Annotated in this window: 16 protein-coding genes; 15 read left to right on the top strand and 1 reads right to left on the bottom strand. The window is 36.4% G+C overall.

Annotated elements, in window-relative coordinates; genetic code table 11:
- Nucleotides 1–16: 16 nt before the first annotated feature.
- From recA to glnA, 15 genes are all read left to right on the top strand, one after another.
- Nucleotides 17–1,057 (top strand): recombinase RecA, encoded by a 1,041-nt coding sequence (gene recA / locus BMY57_RS01010; RefSeq protein WP_091772149.1) that lies wholly within the window; start codon nt 17–19, stop codon nt 1,055–1,057.
- A 305-nt stretch (nt 1,058–1,362) separates the two neighbouring features.
- On the top strand, nt 1,363–2,922 hold the full coding sequence (gene rny, locus BMY57_RS01015; protein WP_091772150.1) for a ribonuclease Y: 1,560 nt from the start codon (nt 1,363–1,365) through the stop codon (nt 2,920–2,922).
- 95 nt (nt 2,923–3,017) lie between these two features.
- Nucleotides 3,018–3,815 carry a TIGR00282 family metallophosphoesterase gene (locus tag BMY57_RS01020; RefSeq protein ID WP_091772151.1) on the top strand — a complete coding sequence of 266 codons (798 nt, stop codon included), beginning with the start codon at nt 3,018–3,020 and terminating at the stop codon, nt 3,813–3,815.
- Between the two features lie 119 nt (nt 3,816–3,934).
- Entirely contained in the window at nt 3,935–4,195 is a 261-nt protein-coding gene (spoVS, locus tag BMY57_RS01025; protein WP_054751438.1) for a stage V sporulation protein SpoVS, read from the top strand.
- A 221-nt stretch (nt 4,196–4,416) separates the two neighbouring features.
- Entirely contained in the window at nt 4,417–6,000 is a 1,584-nt protein-coding gene (gene miaB, locus BMY57_RS01030; protein WP_091772152.1) for a tRNA (N6-isopentenyl adenosine(37)-C2)-methylthiotransferase MiaB, read from the top strand.
- Nucleotides 6,001–6,417 (top strand): YlbF/YmcA family competence regulator, encoded by a 417-nt coding sequence (locus tag BMY57_RS01035; RefSeq protein ID WP_091772153.1) that lies wholly within the window; start codon nt 6,001–6,003, stop codon nt 6,415–6,417.
- A gap of 264 nt (nt 6,418–6,681) precedes the next feature.
- Nucleotides 6,682–7,209 carry an outer spore coat protein CotE gene (cotE, locus tag BMY57_RS01040; protein WP_091772154.1) on the top strand — a complete coding sequence of 176 codons (528 nt, stop codon included), beginning with the start codon at nt 6,682–6,684 and terminating at the stop codon, nt 7,207–7,209.
- Between the two features lie 150 nt (nt 7,210–7,359).
- Nucleotides 7,360–9,906, top strand: coding sequence for a DNA mismatch repair protein MutS (mutS, locus tag BMY57_RS01045; RefSeq protein WP_091772155.1), 2,547 nt, complete (start codon nt 7,360–7,362; stop codon nt 9,904–9,906).
- A 12-nt stretch (nt 9,907–9,918) separates the two neighbouring features.
- Nucleotides 9,919–11,757, top strand: a complete 1,839-nt coding sequence (gene mutL / locus BMY57_RS01050; RefSeq protein WP_091772156.1) for a DNA mismatch repair endonuclease MutL — start codon at nt 9,919–9,921, stop codon at nt 11,755–11,757.
- A gap of 16 nt (nt 11,758–11,773) precedes the next feature.
- Nucleotides 11,774–12,715, top strand: a complete 942-nt coding sequence (gene miaA, locus BMY57_RS01055; RefSeq protein ID WP_091772157.1) for a tRNA (adenosine(37)-N6)-dimethylallyltransferase MiaA — start codon at nt 11,774–11,776, stop codon at nt 12,713–12,715.
- Between the two features lie 39 nt (nt 12,716–12,754).
- Nucleotides 12,755–12,976, top strand: a complete 222-nt coding sequence (gene hfq / locus BMY57_RS01060) for an RNA chaperone Hfq (RefSeq protein ID WP_091772158.1) — start codon at nt 12,755–12,757, stop codon at nt 12,974–12,976.
- A 128-nt stretch (nt 12,977–13,104) separates the two neighbouring features.
- Nucleotides 13,105–14,337 carry a GTPase HflX gene (gene hflX / locus BMY57_RS01065; RefSeq protein ID WP_091772159.1) on the top strand — a complete coding sequence of 411 codons (1,233 nt, stop codon included), beginning with the start codon at nt 13,105–13,107 and terminating at the stop codon, nt 14,335–14,337.
- Nucleotides 14,338–14,349: 12 nt separating this feature from the next.
- On the top strand, nt 14,350–15,597 hold the full coding sequence (locus BMY57_RS01070) for a methionine gamma-lyase family protein (protein WP_091772160.1): 1,248 nt from the start codon (nt 14,350–14,352) through the stop codon (nt 15,595–15,597).
- Nucleotides 15,598–15,712: 115 nt separating this feature from the next.
- Nucleotides 15,713–16,129 carry a MerR family transcriptional regulator gene (locus BMY57_RS01075; protein WP_091772161.1) on the top strand — a complete coding sequence of 139 codons (417 nt, stop codon included), beginning with the start codon at nt 15,713–15,715 and terminating at the stop codon, nt 16,127–16,129.
- Between the two features lie 34 nt (nt 16,130–16,163).
- Nucleotides 16,164–17,498: a type I glutamate--ammonia ligase gene (glnA, locus tag BMY57_RS01080; RefSeq protein WP_091772162.1), complete on the top strand. Its 1,335-nt coding sequence runs from the start codon at nt 16,164–16,166 to the stop codon at nt 17,496–17,498.
- Between the two features lie 168 nt (nt 17,499–17,666).
- On the opposite strand, the gene lexA is transcribed toward glnA, so the two are convergent.
- Nucleotides 17,667–18,287 (bottom strand): transcriptional repressor LexA, encoded by a 621-nt coding sequence (gene lexA / locus BMY57_RS01085; RefSeq protein WP_091772163.1) that lies wholly within the window; start codon nt 18,285–18,287, stop codon nt 17,667–17,669.
- Nucleotides 18,288–18,431 lie beyond the last annotated feature (144 nt).

Genomic DNA, 18,431 nt, shown 5'->3' on the forward strand with positions numbered 1-18,431 from the left:
AGGGGGACTATTAAAGATGAGTGATCGTAAACAAGCATTAGATATGGCCTTAAAACAAATAGAAAAGCAATTTGGTAAAGGTTCGATTATGAAACTAGGAGAACAAGAGGGACAAACGGTGTCTACTGTTTCAAGTGGCTCTCTATCATTAGATGTGGCACTTGGAGTAGGAGGCTACCCACGTGGTCGTGTTGTCGAAATCTATGGCCCTGAATCTTCTGGAAAAACAACGGTAGCATTACATGCCATTGCAGAAGCGCAAAAACAAGGCGGACAAGCTGCCTTCATTGACGCTGAGCATGCATTGGATCCGGTATATGCTAAAGCATTGGGAGTTAATATAGACGACCTACTACTATCGCAGCCTGACACAGGGGAACAAGCGTTAGAAATTGCGGAAGCATTAGTTCGTAGTGGTGCGGTAGATATTATTGTAGTAGACTCTGTTGCTGCATTAGTTCCTAAAGCTGAAATTGAAGGTGAAATGGGAGATTCGCACGTAGGTTTACAGGCTCGTTTAATGTCTCAAGCACTCCGTAAACTATCAGGTGCCATCAATAAATCTAAATCCACTGCGATCTTTATCAACCAGATTCGTGAAAAAGTAGGTGTGATGTTCGGTAATCCAGAGACAACACCTGGTGGACGTGCGTTAAAATTCTACTCATCTGTTAGATTAGAAGTTCGTCGTGCTGAAACATTAAAACAAGGTAATGAAATGGTTGGTAATAAAACACGTATTAAAGTCGTTAAGAATAAGGTGGCTCCTCCGTTTAAACAAGCAGAAGTTGACATTATGTACGGAGAAGGAATTTCTCGTGAAGGTGAAATCTTAGATATCGGGTCTGATTTAGATATCGTCCAAAAAAGCGGAGCTTGGTTCTCTTATAATGGTGAGAAGCTGGGGCAAGGTAGAGAAAATGCCAAACAGTTCTTAAAAGATAACCGAGACATTTATGATGAAGTGACAAGAGCTATTAGAGCTCACTACAATTTTGAAAAAGGCGAAGAAGACGAAGCTGTAGATGAAGGCCAAGAAGAGCTAAAGCTAGATTAATTTGATCAAAATCTTTCTCCTATTTTTATAGGGGAAAGGTTTTATTTTTATAGACAATCTTTATGTCGTTATAGACTTAAAAAATCGACAAACTGCGACTTCAAGAATGTTAATTGTTCTGGTATTTCATGTAATGAACCTGTAAATAGTTTGACAATTCCTTGACACGAGGCATAGACAAGCTTAAAATTAAATTGTATAATTTTCATTTTTACCTATAAAAATGATGATTTGATTGTACATTACCGACTTAAAATGTATGAAAGAAAAAGAAAGAAATTTGAATAGCAAGAGGAGGTGAAGGTATGGATAGTATGGCAATACTCATCTCCATTTTGCTTTTAGTTGTCGGTATTGTTGTTGGGTATATGATTCGAAAATCGATTGCTGAAGCAAAAATTTCTAGTGCAGAAGAACTCGCGAAACAGATTGTCGAAGAAGGCAAACGTAACGCTGAATCGGCAAAGCGTGAAGCTCTTTTAGAAGCGAAAGATGAAAATCATCGTTTACGACAAGAACAAGAAAATGAGTTGAGAGAACGACGTACAGAAGTTCAAAAGCAAGAAAATCGACTCTTACAAAGAGAAGAAACGCTTGATCGAAAAAGTGAAACATTAGATAAACGTGAGCTAATGTTAGAAAAGAAAGAGGAATCGTTAAATGAAAAACAACAACAACTAAATGAAACCGAGAGCAAAGTGGATGAGTTACTAAAGACACAGCAAGCAGAGCTCGAACGCATTTCAGGTCTAACTCAAGATCAAGCTCGACAAGTTATTTTAGATCGTGTAGAAAAGGAACTAGAGCACGAGACCGCTTTGATGGTCAAAGAGTCAGAGAATCGAGCAAAAGAAGAGGCAGACAAGAAAGCGAAACAAGTGCTATCACTTGCAATGCAGCGTTGTGCAGCTGAACATGTGTCTGAAACAACTGTTTCTGTTGTTAACTTACCGAATGACGAAATGAAGGGTCGTATTATCGGTAGAGAAGGTCGTAATATCCGTACGCTAGAAACGTTAACTGGTATTGATCTCATCATAGATGATACTCCTGAAGCTGTTATTTTATCTGGTTTTGACCCAATTCGAAGAGAAATTGCGAGAATCGCTCTCGAAAATCTAGTTCAAGATGGACGAATTCATCCAGCTCGGATTGAAGAGATGGTAGAGAAATCCCGTCGCGAAGTAGATGAGTATATTAGAGAGGTCGGAGAACAAGCAACCTTTGATATCGGAGCACACGGTATTCATCCAGATTTAATTAAGATTATTGGCCGTCTAAAATATCGTACGAGTTACGGTCAAAACGTCTTAAAACACTCTCTAGAAGTTGCGTATTTATCAGGTTTATTAGCAGCTGAATTAGGAGAAGATGAGCAATTAGCTAGACGTGCAGGTCTATTACACGATATTGGAAAAGCAGTTGACCATGAAGTTGAAGGAAGTCACGTTGAAATCGGTAAAGAGTTGGCACAGAAATACAAGGAACATGAAGTTGTGATTAATGCCATTGCTTCTCACCATGGTGATGAGGAAGCTACTAGCACGATTTCAGTATTAGTAGCGGCAGCTGACGCCTTGTCGGCAGCTCGTCCAGGTGCTCGAAGCGAGTCATTAGAAAATTACATTAAACGACTTGAAAAACTTGAGGAAATCGCTGACACTTACGAAGGCGTTGAAAAATCTTTCGCAATTCAAGCAGGACGCGAAGTTCGAATAATGGTTCGACCAGAAGATATTGATGATGCGAAAGCCTCACAGTTAGCAAGGGAGATTCGCAAGAAAATTGAAGAAGGTCTAGACTATCCTGGACACATTAAAGTAACGGTTATTCGAGAAACTCGAGTAGTCGAATATGCGAAATAAAAACGGCTGATAAAGCCGTTTTTATTTTTGACTTTAATAAATGATTATGTAACTATTTACGTATATATAGACTTAGAAATAGAAAGGACACACGTATGAATATCTTATTTATAGGTGATATTGTAGGTAAGCCTGGTAGGTATGCCTTACAACAACACTTATCAACACTAAAAGACCAATATAAAGCAGACTTAACGATTATTAATGGAGAGAACGCTGCCCATGGTAAAGGTTTGACTAAAAAACTATACAATCAGTTCATCGAATGGGGAGCAGACGCAGTAACTTTAGGGAACCACGCTTGGGATAAGAGAGAGATTTTTGATTTTATAGATGATGCCAATCGCTTAATAAGGCCTGGAAACTATCCTGAAGGTACACCAGGTAAAGGATTACAATTTATTAAAGCGAAACAGAAAAATGTAGCTGTCATAAACTTGATGGGGCGAACCTTTATGAACCCTTTAGATGATCCGTTTCAAGTCATTGATTCTTTAATCGATGAGGCTAAGAAGAAAACAAATCTTATTTTTGTAGATTTTCATGCTGAAGCGACAAGTGAAAAACAAGCCATGGGCTGGTATTTAGACGGAAAAGTATCAACTGTTGTAGGCACGCATACTCATATTCAGACTTCTGATGAACGTATCTTAACTCAAGGTACAGGGTATATTACAGATGTTGGAATGACAGGAGCATATGATAGTATTTTAGGTATGGAGAAGGAGTCCATCATTCGTAAGTTTAAAACAGGCTTACCCGCACGATTTGAAGTTCCTGAAACAGAACGTACCGTTTTAAGTGGCGTAACTGTTTCAATTGATGAGAAAACGGGTAAAACTAAAAGTATAAAAAGAATTTTAATCAATGCTGATCATATTAATTTCAATTAAATGTTATTGAAATATTTGAATTTTTCGGAAAACTAGTTCATAATAAAAGGAATAGAACAATAGAATGCTGAATAAATTAGTTATGAAAATCATAATAGTCAATTAAGGAGGAACTAGTAATGGAAATATTAAAAGTTTCAGCAAAGTCAAATCCAAACTCTGTAGCTGGTGCGTTAGCTAATGTGCTTCGAGAACGCGGTTCAGCAGAAATTCAAGCAATTGGTGCGGGTGCTCTTAACCAAGCCGTTAAAGCAGTAGCGATTGCAAGAGGTTTTGTTGCTCCTAGTGGTGTTGACTTAATTTGTATTCCAGCATTTACGGACATTTTAATTGATCAAGAAGAGAGAACAGCTATTAAGTTAATTGTTGAACCGAGATAATTGGGACAGAGATGAAACGTTCAAATCCATACGTTGGATTTGAACGTTTTTTATATTCAAGATTAATCGCGCTCAAAGTTTAGTATTTATGACAAATTTAGCATATTTCTTTGGATTTCATAGTTCTGTATTGTTAAAATCTATTGTAGGATTTATACTGTATAAATGGATAAAGGTGTGCATTTCATCTCTTAGTTTGTCGTGAAAGGAGTTAACGATATATGAATGAAAAGCAAAGGAAAGAGCAGAGTCAAATTAACCAAGTTGATCCTGCGGACGTAAAATCCGAACAGGAAAACTTACAACGACTCAAATCGAAGACTTCAGATGACTTTTTAAAGTACTTTGAAGCAACGTATGAGCCGCCAAACATGAAAAAAGCTAAAAAACGTTTAAGAAAAGAAGTTGAATACCATGATGACTTTGAAATAGAAGAACAATTTCAAGGGCTCGGAAATGGCAAAAAGTTCTTGATCAGAACTTATGGTTGCCAAATGAATGAACATGATACAGAAGTGATGTCAGGTATTTTAACTGAAATGGGATATGAGGCTACAACGGATCAAAATGAAGCTGACATTATTCTCTTGAATACTTGTGCCATACGTGAAAACGCTGAAAATAAAGTGTTTGGGGAAATTGGTCATCTAAAAGCACTAAAACGCGAAAACCCAGATCTTATTATTGGTGTTTGCGGTTGTATGTCGCAAGAAGAATCAGTCGTCAATCGTATCCTTAAAAAGCACCAATATGTTGACTTAATTTTCGGTACTCACAATATTCACCGTTTACCACAATTAGTTTATAATGCATTAATGAGTAAGGAAATGGTTGTTGAAGTCTGGTCTAAAGAAGGAGATATCATTGAAAATCTCCCTAAGCGTCGTGAAGGTCGTATTAAAGCATGGGTTAATATTATGTATGGTTGCGATAAGTTCTGTACATACTGCATTGTTCCATATACTCGAGGTAAGGAACGTAGTCGTCGTCCAGAAGACATTATTCAAGAAATTCGTCATTTAGCCGCTCAAGGATATAAAGAAGTGACGTTACTTGGACAAAACGTAAACGCTTATGGTAAAGACCTAGATATGGATTATGGCTTAGGTGACTTAATGGATGAAATTCGTAAAATCGATATTCCACGAGTTAAATTTACAACTTCCCACCCGAGGGACTTTGATGATCGCCTTATTGAAGTTCTAGCCAAAGGTGGAAACCTGATGCCGTATATTCACTTGCCCGTTCAATCTGGAAGCTCTGAAGTATTGCGTGTGATGGCCCGTCGTTATACTCGTGAAAGCTATTTAGAATTAGTTCGTAAAATAAAAGAACAAATTCCAAATGCTGCTTTAACAACTGATATCATTGTTGGGTTCCCGAACGAAACGGAAGAACAGTTTGAAGAAACAGTTTCTTTATATCATGAAGTGGGCTTTGAAGGGGCTTATACATTCATCTTCTCACCACGTGACGGCACACCTGCCGCTCGTATTGAAGATAATGTTTCAGAAGACGTGAAAAAACAAAGACTACATCGTTTAAACGAAGTTGTTAATGAGTATTCGAGAAAAGCGATGGAAAAATATAAAGGTAAGATTGTAAAAGTACTTGTAGAAGGTACGAGTAAGAGTAATGACGATAAGCTAGCTGGTTATACAGAGCGTGGAAAACTCGTTAATTTTGAAGGACCTAAATCAGCAATTGGTGAAATCGTAAATGTTAAGATTACAGAAACAAAAACATGGACGCTTGACGGTGAAATGGTTGAAGAAACCGTCGCTGAACCAGTAGAGGTGATATAAATGGCAGAATATACAAGACAACAAGTTGTGGCAGAGGCAAAGGAACTTGCTAAAAAAATAGCGAGTATAGATGAAATTGAACGTTTTAAAGAACTTGAGGCAAAAATTAATGCCAACAATAAAGTTCAGAGCTATATTACGAAAATTAAAGCATTACAAAAGCAAGCTGTGAACCTACAGCATTACGGTAAAGGTGAAGCTTTAAAGCGTGTTGAAGAAGAGTTAGATCGTCTTCAAGGTGAATTAGATGCCATTCCGATTGTACAAGAATTTAAGGATTCTCAAGTCGTTGTAAATGATATTTTACAGCGTATTACGAACACCATAGCTAACGAAGTGACGGATGAAATTATCCGTCAAACTGGTGGAAACGTGTTAAAAGGTGAAACTGGCTCAAAAGTACAACGTTCATTGTAAAATCTAACCCGTGGATGATTCCACGGGTTTTTATGTAAAAAACAATATAAAACACGCAAGCTCTTAATTTGTTATTTGTTCCCCTTTGTTAAGACCAAAAAACAAATAAGCTCCTACATGATTAAATTCTCCTCCGTTATGATTAACACTTTTCTGGGCATTGACATATGAATGAGTATGAAACATAAAACTTTCCGGCCAAGAATCACAACAAATACCTAGTTTGCATAAAATACATTGGCTAACAAAGGAGGAGGATCACGCATGTTCGACCGCGACTATCGCGAAATTATCACTAAAGCGGTTTGTGGTAAAGGTAAAAAGTTTACAGAAACACTTCATATGGTTACTCCAAACCATAAACCAACTAGCATTCTAGGATGCTGGATTATCAACCATCAATACGAAGCTAAAAAGAAAGGGCGTATCGTCGAAGTAACAGGAGCTTATGATATTAATGTATGGTACTCACACAGTGACAACACAAAAACGGAAGTTGTAACTGAGAGAAAGCAATATGTCGATAAAGTTCCAGTGGTTATGAAAGACGATAAATGTATTTCGAACTCATTTGACGTTGTAGCTCGAGCAACACAGCAACCTAACACTTTAGAGTGCACAATTGATGATCATGGCAAAATAAAGGTTGAGTTAGAACGAGAATTCGTCGTTGATATTATTGGAGAAACTAAAGTATGGGCTAAAATAGAGCCAGAAGGTTTCGATGAAGATGATTTCGACTTCGATGAGTTAGAAGCTGAATTAGCGGAAATTGATGTTGATAAAGATTAAAAAGGCTGAACCCCTCAGCCTTTTTTATTTGCTATAAAATAAGTATAGAAATGGATAAATTCTTTCAGTCATCGACTTTACTCTCATGAATTTTGTCGATGACGTATGCTATAATGACGATTAGATATAAGTAATTGGGGGATATATACCATGGCAAAATACACGCCAATGATGAAGCAATATATCAACATAAAAAAAGAAAACCAAGATGCATTTTTATTTTTTAGGCTTGGTGACTTTTATGAAATGTTTTTTGATGATGCATTAAAAGCAGCAAAAGAACTAGAGATTACATTAACCCAACGTGACGGTGGTGATGAGAAAATCCCGATGTGTGGGGTTCCTTATCATTCAGCTGAAAGATACATAAAAACGTTAATTGAAAAAGGATATAAAGTGGCAATCTGTGAGCAAGTCGAAGATCCTAAAACAGCTAAGGGTGTCGTAAAGCGAGAAGTAGTTCAAGTGATTACACCTGGTACGATCATGGAAAACAGTATGCTTAATGATGAAGAAAATAACTTCATTTCATCTGTTACACCGGTTGGCCAAGACTTTGTAATATCCTATGTGGATCTATCAACAGGTGAAAGTTTTGTGAGCTTAATTAAGCAAGAGTTTAAAGATGTTATTAGTGAACTTTATAATAGACCTGTACGAGAAATTGTTGTACCAAGTGAATTTGATGAGAACGCTAAAGAAGAGTTAGCTCACTATTTAAATGCGACGATTTCAATTGAAGAAAATGATCAAATTCCTACAGATTATCAATATTTAGTTGAAGATTTAACAGATGAACCATTAATCAAAGGTTTTGGACGAGTCTTTCAATATATTTATCGTTCTCAGAAACGATTTTTACTTCATTTGCAAAAAGTGGAGTACATAGAATTAGCTCAATATATGAAATTAGATTTATATTCTAAACGAAACTTAGAGTTAATGGAATCAATCCGAGATAAAAGTAAAAAAGGTACCTTACTATCTGTTTTAGATCGAACAGCGACAGCTATGGGGGCTAGAAAGCTTAAAAAGTGGATGGACCGCCCATTACTGTCAAAATCTATCATTGAACAGCGACACCAGCAAGTTGAGGCATTAATAGAACATTTCTTTGAAAGAGAAGAATTAAAAGAAGCTTTAAAAGAAATGTATGATATTGAGCGTTTAGCTGGACGGATCTCATACGGTAATGTGAATGCTAGAGACTTATTGCAATTAAAGCGTTCACTCAATACCCTACCAAAAGTACAACAGATATTAAGTCAAATTGAAGAAACAACCATTCAAAATCTATTACCTGAATTAAAGCCGTATGAAGAGATTTATCAATTATTAGAAAAAGGTATTGCAGAAGAACCACCTATTTCCATTACTGAAGGTGGAATTATTAAAGATGGTTATCATGATCAATTAGACCAATATCGTGAAGCTTCACGCAATGGTAAGACATGGGTAGCTAATTTAGAAGCGGAAGAGCGAAAACGAACGGGCATTAAGTCGTTAAAAGTAGGATACAACAAAGTGTTTGGTTATTATATTGAAGTGACGAAAGCTAATTTAGCAAACGTGGATTTATCACGTTATGAACGTAAACAAACACTAACCAATGCAGAACGTTATATTACACCTGAGTTAAAAGAGAAGGAACGCTTAATTCTAGAGGCAAACGATAAAAGTGTTGCCTTAGAGTACGATCTCTTTATTGATATTCGGGATCAAATGAAAGAATATATTCCATCCTTACAGTTATTAGCTGATCGCATTAGCCAGATTGATGTTTTACTAAGTTTTGCAAATATCAGTGAGGAAAACAACTACGTGAGGCCACAAATGGTAGAGAATCACTTAGTTAATATTGAAGATGCTAGACACCCAGTTGTTGAAAAAGTTATGGAGGACGAGTTCGTTCCAAACAGCTTTTACTTAGATGAGGACACTAACATTTTGCTGATCACAGGTCCTAATATGGCAGGTAAGAGTACGTACATGCGCCAACTTGGTCTCATTGTCATCATGTCTCAAATTGGTTGTTTCGTACCAGCAAAGTCAGCCCAATTACCGGTGTTCGATCAAATTTTCACTAGAATTGGAGCGGCAGATGATTTAGTTTCTGGCCAAAGTACATTTATGGTTGAAATGCTAGAAGCTGAACATGCGGTTAGAAATGCCTCTAAACATAGTTTAGTTTTATTTGATGAAATTGGACGTGGTACGAGTACTTATGATGGAATGGCCCTTGCCCAATCCATAGTTGAATATATTCATGATCATATTGGAGCCAAAACATTGTTTTCGACCCACTATCACGAACTTACGTCATTAGAAGAATCGTTAAAACAATTGAAAAATGTTCATGTAGAAGTGGATGAGCATAATGGAGAGGTTGTGTTTTTACATCGCATTAAAGAAGGGAAAGCGGATAAAAGTTATGGTGTTCATGTCGCTAAACTTGCTAATTTACCAGATGACATTATTGTTCGTGCTAACTATTTACTTGATACGTATGAGGCAACGAGTGCCATACGTGAACAGAGTGCGACTGATGAACAATTAACCTTATTTGAAGCCAACGAACAACCACCCGTACAAACGAATCTAGAAGTCATTGATCAGTTACAAGATGTTAATTTATTAAACATGACCCCAATGGATGCGATGAACTTCTTATATGAATTAAAGAAAAAGCTGGACTAAAGGAGGCATATGATGGGAAAAATTGTTCAATTGCCCGATGACTTGTCCAATAAAATCGCTGCAGGAGAAGTAGTTGAACGCCCAGCATCCGTTGTGAAGGAACTGCTAGAAAACAGCGTTGATGCTAATAGTCAGTGGATCAAAATAGAATTACTAGAAGCGGGATTAAGATCCATTAAGGTCATTGATGATGGAGATGGAATTGAGCCAGAGGATTGTGAAAAAGCTTTTTTTCGCCACGCCACAAGTAAAATTATTGATGAATTTGATTTATTTAGAGTTAAAACGTTAGGTTTTAGGGGAGAAGCGTTGGCTAGTATATCATCAGTTAGTCAATTAACGTTAAGAACCTCAACAGGTGATCAAACAGGAACAGAAATGATTGTTCATGGTGGCGAAATTTTAAGCCAACAAAAGCACACCAAACGTAAGGGAACTGAAATCATTGTAGAAAACTTATTCTATAATACCCCTGCTCGATTAAAATATTTAAAAACGATTCATACCGAGTTAGGTCATATCACGGAAACGATCAATAAAATGGCTCTATCTCACCCTGATATTCGGTTTGAATGCTATCATAATGGAAAACGTATGTTTTTCACACCTGGTAACGGGAACTTATTACAAGTCATTCAACAAATCTATGGTAAGAAAATTGCTCAAAACATGATGAAGATTGAAAATGATTCATTAGATTATAAGATTACTGGATATATAGCTAAACCAGAAACCACCCGATCTAATCGAACGTTTATTTCTTTAATTGTTAATGGTCGTTTTATTAAAAATCCTGTTATTAATAAAGCGATTTTAGATGGTTATCATACCTTTTTACCGATTGGTCGATATCCGATTGTCGTATTACAAATGGAAATGGATCCATACTTGGTAGATGTGAACGTTCACCCAGCCAAAACAGAGGTGCGTTTTAGTAAAGAAAAGGAACTATTCGACATAGTGAAACAGTCGGTATATGATGTACTTCATCAACAAACTCTTATTCCATCAGGTGTAAAAAAAGAAAAAACCAAGTCAACCCAAACGTCTTTATCTTTTGATCCATTAAAGAGAGATAGAATAGAAGAAGAAAGAGAGAGGAACGAGCTTAAAGATTTCAATCACGGCTTTCAAGTGAATGAAGTGTTTGGTGAACCTAATGATGGACAAGAATCAGCCAATGAAACCGCTATGGACTTTTTACAATCAACTGATGAGCCGGTTCAAGAGCACGAACCTATTGAAGTAGAACATTCAGATGACCGTGAACGAGTGCCTGTCATGTATCCAATTGGGCAACTTCATGGGACTTATATTTTAGCTCAGAATGAAAAAGGACTATATATGATCGATCAACACGCCGCTCAAGAACGAATCAAATATGAATACTTCAAAAAGAAATTAGGTCATCCAGTTAATGAAGTGCAAGAATTATCCGTTCCTTTATCATTCGAGTTTACAAGTCAAGAGGCGATAGTTATTGATGAGAATAAAGATTCATTAGAAAAAGTAGGTTTATTTTTAGAACCTTTTGGCGATTATAGTTATATCGTTAGATCTTATCCTAGTTGGTTTCCAACTGGTGAGGAAGAGCAAATTATCAGGGATATGGTAGAGGAATTAATAGATGGACGGGCAATTGATGTAGAAAAAATAAGAGAAGAAGCTGCGATTTTAATGTCATGTAAACGATCTATTAAAGCTAACCATTATTTAAATCATCAAGAAATGGAATACTTATTAAATGAACTTCGGACATGTCGAGATCCATTTACTTGTCCACACGGAAGACCCATTGTGATACACTTTAGTGAGTATGAATTGCAGCGTATGTTTAAGCGAATCATGTAAAGGTTAGGTGTCACAAGTGGAACAACCTATTGTTATAAGTATTATAGGACCAACCGCAGTTGGGAAAACGAAGCTAGGAATTGAACTAAGTAAAAGGTTTAATGGTGAAGTTATTAATGCAGACTCTATGCAATTTTATAAATCATTCGATATTGGTTCTGCTAAAGTGACAGAAGATGAGAAGGAGGGAATTCCTCATCATCTCATAGATCATTTAGATCCAAGAGAGGATTATTCAGCAGCAGAATTTAAAACAGACTTAAGAAAAACAATAACTAAATTAACAAATCGTAATAAGTTTCCAGTATTAGTTGGTGGAACGGGTTTTTATGTCCATTCTGCATTGTTTGATTTTCAATTCTCAGATGTAAAGCGTGATTCGGAATATGTTGAAGAAGCCCTTAAAGAAATAGAAACTAAAGGTATAGAACCTTATTATGAGAGATTAAAGCGAGTTGATCCTGAACAAGCTAAAAAAATACATCCACACAATATTCGGAGGGTTATAAGAGCGCTTGAAGTTTATGATCTCTCAGGGCAAACCATGTCTGAAATTGAATCAAAACAAACGGTTTCATCACCTTATCAACCAATGGTGATAGGTTTAAATATGGAAAGAGAAACGTTGTATAATCGGATTAATGACCGAGTTGAGCAAATGCTTGAAGAAGGGTTAATGAATGAAGTCCAACAACTGTATGAGCGATTTGGTAGTAATGTTCAACCGATGCAAGGAATTGGATATAAAGAGTGGGTACCTTATTTTGAAGGCGAATACGACCAACAACGAGCTGTCGAATTAATTAAACGCAACACTAGAAGGTATGCTAAACGACAGTTAACTTATTATCGAAATAAAATTCCAAATGTCCACTGGTTCACGATTGATCCAGAAAATTATTGGACCACGTTTGAAAATATTTTCAAAAAAGTAGAAGGAAAGATACATCCTTTATAGAATAGTAAATAATAACAGATAGATAGAGGAGGAGTTTGTATGGCTAATTCTACAAACGTACAAGATACTTATTTAAACAAATTGCGTAAGGAGAAGGTACCTTTAACCGTCTTCTTAACAAATGGCTTTCAATTACGAGGGGTCGTCAAATCGTTCGATAACTTTACAATATTAATTGAAGTAGAAGGGAAGCAGCAATTAATTTTTAAGCATGCAATTTCTACATTTGCTCCTTCTAAAAATATTGATTTGGAGTCATAAGTATTTTATAAAATTAAAATGTTGAGCCTAACCCCATATGGTGTTAGGCTTCATTTATGTTATTTTATTATTCTTTAGTGAAGCGGTCATACTATCTAAAGATACAAAACCTTTAAAGGAGTTAATCAATGGACGAAAAAGCAATTTTAATTGGATGTCAAACCCAGTATGAAAACGATCAAACTTTTGAATCAACCATGAATGAATTAGAAGCATTGGCTGAAACGGTCGATGCAGAAATATTAGAAACGTTTACTCAAAAACGGGAAAAGATCCACTCTGCTTATTATGTAGGGACAGGGAAAGTAGAAGAAATTAAACATTATATTCAAGAACATGATGTAGAAGTGGCGATCATTAATAACGAACTAACACCTTCACAGTCCAGAAATTTAACGAACACTTTAGAAATTAAAATTATCGATCGAACTCAATTGATTTTAGATATATTTGCCATGAGAGCCCGAACAAAAGAAGGTAAGCTACAGGTGGAATTAGCACAGTTAGAATATATGTTACCTCGTCTCCATGGTAAAGGTGTGGAATTATCAAGACTAGGTGGTGGAATCGGGACAAGAGGTCCTGGTGAAACAAAATTAGAGACAGATCGCCGTCATATTCGTAATCGAATTACCGATATAAAAGAGTCGTTAAAACAAGTAGTGAAACATCGTGCTCAATATCGAGAAAATCGTAAAAAACGATCTGCTTTTCAAATCTCGATTGTTGGTTATACCAATGCAGGTAAGTCGACGTTATTCAATCGTCTCACGAAAGAAGCATCATTAGAAGAGGATAAATTATTCGCAACACTTGATCCATTAACTAGACGAATTACATTGCCAAGTGGGTTCCATGCTTTGATTTCTGATACAGTAGGTTTTATCCAAAAACTACCTACCACCTTAATCGCAGCATTTCGTTCTACATTAGAAGAAGTCACAGAAGCGGATTTTATATTACATGTTGTCGATTGTTCTGATGAAAATGCGATCGAACACGAAAAGACCGTTAAAGAGATTCTCACGGAGTTAAATGCAGACCACTTACCAGTTTTAACCGTTTATAATAAGATGGATTTATTGAATCAAGAATTTATCCCATATTCACAACCAAGTATTCAAATCAATGCTAAGAATAATGAAGATCTAATTCGTTTAACCCATAAAATTGAAGAAGTATTAAAACAGAATTGGGAACACTATGATGTTTTTATTCCTGCGGATGAAGGAAAATTAATTCATCGATTAAAACACGAATCGATTGTCGTATCTCAAGAATTCGCAGAAGATCAAGATGCTTATCGAATTTCAGGTTATCTAGATAAGGACATGCCATTATACCATCAACTAACAAAGTGAGTGAACAATCTAATGCAAACAGAAAGCTATAAGCTAATAGATCAAACTGAACAAACCATCAAAGATCAACTGGATGAAATCTCGAAGATTGTAACCTATAACCAAGAAAAAGTGCTAAAAGCTTTTCAAGACACACAAGTCGGAGATCACCACTTTAATCCGACAACTGGCTATGGTTACGACGATATCGGTCGAGATAAGCTTGAAGAATTATATTCAAAAGTATTCGGTGGGGAAGATGCTTTAGTTAGACCTCAAATTGTATCTGGGACACACGCTATTACAACAGCTTTATTTGGTAATTTAAGGCCAGGTGACCAAGTCGTTTCTATTACAGGTCGTCCTTACGATACTTTAGAAAATGTTATAGGGATTCAAAATAAAACGGATGGATCATTAAGAGATTATGGTATCCATTATGAAGAAGTTCCTTTAACAAACGAGGGGCAACCTAATTACGGTCAAATACGTAAAAAAATAGACCAACAAACTAAAATGGTCATGATTCAACGATCTAAAGGGTACGCTAATCGCCCGTCGTTTACGATTTCAGAAATTGAACAGATGATTAAATTTGTGAAAGATATGAATCGTGATGTGATTGTGTTCGTTGATAACTGTTATGGGGAATTTGTTGAACAAGAGGAACCAACGAACGTAGGGGCGGACCTTATAGCGGGTTCTCTTATTAAAAATCCAGGTGCAGGGATCGTCAAGACTGGTGGATATCTAGTAGGTAAAAAACCATTTATTAAGCGAAGTGCTAATTACCTTGTTGCTCCTGGTTTAGGAAAAGAAACAGGAGCCAGTTTATATAGTTTACAAGAAATGTTTCAAGGATTGTTTCTAGCTCCTCATGTCGTTGGTGAAGCTTTAAAAGGGGCAATATTCACATCGAGCTTACTAACCAATCACGGTTATTTAACCACCCCATCACCCGAAGACAAAAGAACGGATCTTATTCAATCGATTACGTTTAAAACAAAAGAAGAAATGGTTAAATTTGCACAAGTTGTACAACAACAATCACCTATTAATTCACATGTAACCCCTCATCCTGATTATATGCCTGGATATGAACATGATGTTATTATGGCTGCAGGAACATTTATTCAAGGGGCTAGTTTAGAATTGACCGCTGATGGTCCGATTAGAGAACCATATACGTTATATGTTCAAGGCGGACTCACTTATGAGCATGTTAAGTTAGCCATTACAAAGGGGTTAGTGGTGTTACAAAAGAAAAATATAGAGGTATAAGAACATAACACATCGTTGTTATGTTCTTTTTTATCTTTTTGTGTAAACTTTCCTTACATCTGTTGACACATCTTTTTCCGATGTATATAATATTAAGTAATTAGGAGGTGGCGGGATGGAATACAAAGATCGTAAAGCGATGCCATTATTTCCGATTAGTATTGTTTCAGAACTGACTGAACTCAGCGCTAGACAAATTCGTTATTATGAAGAGAAAAATTTAGTCGCACCGTTACGTTCAGAAGGAAATCGTAGATTATTTAGCTTCTATGATGTGGACCGATTAATCGAGATTAAACGTTTAATCGATGAAGGAGTCAACCTTGCGGGGATTAAGCAAGTGTTAAAACTGCGAGAAAACCAAGTTCAAGAAAATGAAGCTAAAAAGCAGTCTGAAGAAGAATCCAAACATTACAAAAAAGACCTCACAGATAAAGAACTTCATCAACTGTTACGCCGTGAACTTCTTGAATCTGGTTACTTAAATAAACCATCCATTAACCAAGGAGATCTTTCGAGGTTTTATCACTAAGGGATGGAAACAAAAAACAGGAGGAACATATTAAATGAGTAAATTTACAAAAGAAGAGATTTACAAAATTATTGAAGAAGAGAATGTAAAATTTATCCGCTTACAGTTTACAGACCTTTTAGGTACCATTAAAAACGTTGAAATTCCACTTAGTCAATTAGACAAAGCGTTAGATAATGAAATGATGTTTGATGGTTCATCTATTGAAGGTTTTGTACGTATTGAAGAATCAGATATGAAACTACACCCAGACTTAGATACCTTTGTTGTATTCCCTTGGACTTCAGAAAAAGGGAAGGTTGCGCGTTTCATTTGTGATATTTACAATCCAGATGGCACACCGTTTGAAGGTTGCCCTCGTTATAACTTAAAACGTAACTTAGAACGCATGGAAAAACTAGGTTTCTCAGCGTTTAACATTGGTACAGAGCCTGAATTCTTCCTATTCAAGTTAGATGAAAAAGGCGACCCGACGATGGAATTAAACGATAAAGGTGGTTACTTCGACCTTGCGCCAACAGATTTAGGAGAAAACTGCCGTCGTGATATCGTGCTTGAATTAGAAGAAATGGGATTTGAAATTGAAGCGTCTCACCACGAAGTAGCACCAGGTCAACACGAAATTGACTTCAAATATTCAGATGCCGTTAAACATTGTGATGATATCCAAACATTTAAATTAGTGGTCAAAACGATTGCTCGTAAACACGGTTTACACGCAACCTTTATGCCGAAGCCATTATTTGGTGTGAACGGTTCAGGAATGCACTCAAATATGTCATTATTTAAAGGGAAAGAGAATGCGTTCTTTGATCCTAACGGTGAACAAGAATTAAGTGAAACAGCTTATCAGTTTACAGCTGGTATTATTAAACACGCTGTTAGCTTTACAGCTGTAACGAACCCAACGGTTAACTCTTATAAGCGTCTTGTACCTGGATATGAAGCACCTTGTTATGTAGCTTGGTCAGGTCAAAACCGTAGCCCATTAATTCGTGTACCATCTTCTCGTGGTCTAAGCACACGTATTGAAGTACGTAGTGTAGACCCAGCAGCAAACCCTTATATGGCTATGTCTGTTATGCTTGCAGCTGGATTAGACGGAATCGAGAACAAAATGGAAGCACCTAAACCGGTTGATCGCAATATCTATGTCATGGATAAAGAAGAGCGTGTAGCAAATGGCGTTCAAGACTTACCAGCAACTTTATATGATGCATTACAAGAACTTAAGAAAGATGATGTCATTAAAACAGCTCTAGGTGAGCACTTACTTGAACACTTTATTGAATCCAAAGAAATCGAATGGGATATGTTTAGAACACAAGTACATCCTTGGGAACGTGAACAGTATATTAACAGTTATTAAAATAGAGGACCCCTTGATGTTTATTAGCATCAAGGGGAATTCTTTTTTATAATAAAATTCCTTTCACACAGAAACTAATCTGTTTGTAAATACATATCAAAATAAACACCAGTTATGATTTTCGATAATCACAACTGGTGTTACTTTTTTATGCGTTATAAATCAGTTTTAATGTATTTCACGATATAATCCAATCACTTTTCCTAAAACCGTAACATGGTTAAGGATAATCGGTTCCATAGTAGGGTTTTCTGGTTCTAGACGGTAATGATTTTCATCTTTAAAAAATCGTTTGACGGTTGCTTCATCTTCTTCCGTCATAGCCACCACAATATCTCCATTATTAGCTGTCGCTTGTTTTCTTACGATCACGAGGTCTTTATCAAAAATTCCTGCCTCAATCATACTGTCTCCTTGAATCGAAAGGACGAATACCTCATCCTCCGTAGCAGAAACCGTAGAAGGGATCGGAATGTATTCTTCAACATTTTCAATGGCTGTAATAGGTTCTCCGGCTGTTACCTTACCGATTAGCGGTGCATACATGGCTTCGCGTTCGTGTGTAGCGTTTTCGTCATTATAAACAATTTCTATGGCTCTAGGTTTCGTTGGATCACGACGAATATATCCTTTTTCTTCTAATCTAGATAAGTGACCGTGAACGGTTGAGCTTGATGCTAGTCCAACAGCTTCTGCAATTTCTCTTACGGAAGGTGGATAGCCTTTTAAATTGACATTATTAACTATGAAATCAAAAATCTCTTTCTGTCTTTTTGATAGTTTCTTCATTTTTTCACCTCAACGATTTATCCTGTGTTTATTATAGCAATATTAACCAGTATAAGCAAACATTCGTTCGCAAAATTTGAATAACTTGTCTAAAAAACTATCACCATGTAAAATGACAAGTGACCTTATAAAAAGGAGTTTTGA

Origin of the sequence: Piscibacillus halophilus (assembly GCF_900110685.1) — a bacterium.
GTDB lineage: Bacteria > Bacillota > Bacilli > Bacillales > Alkalibacillaceae > Piscibacillus > Piscibacillus halophilus.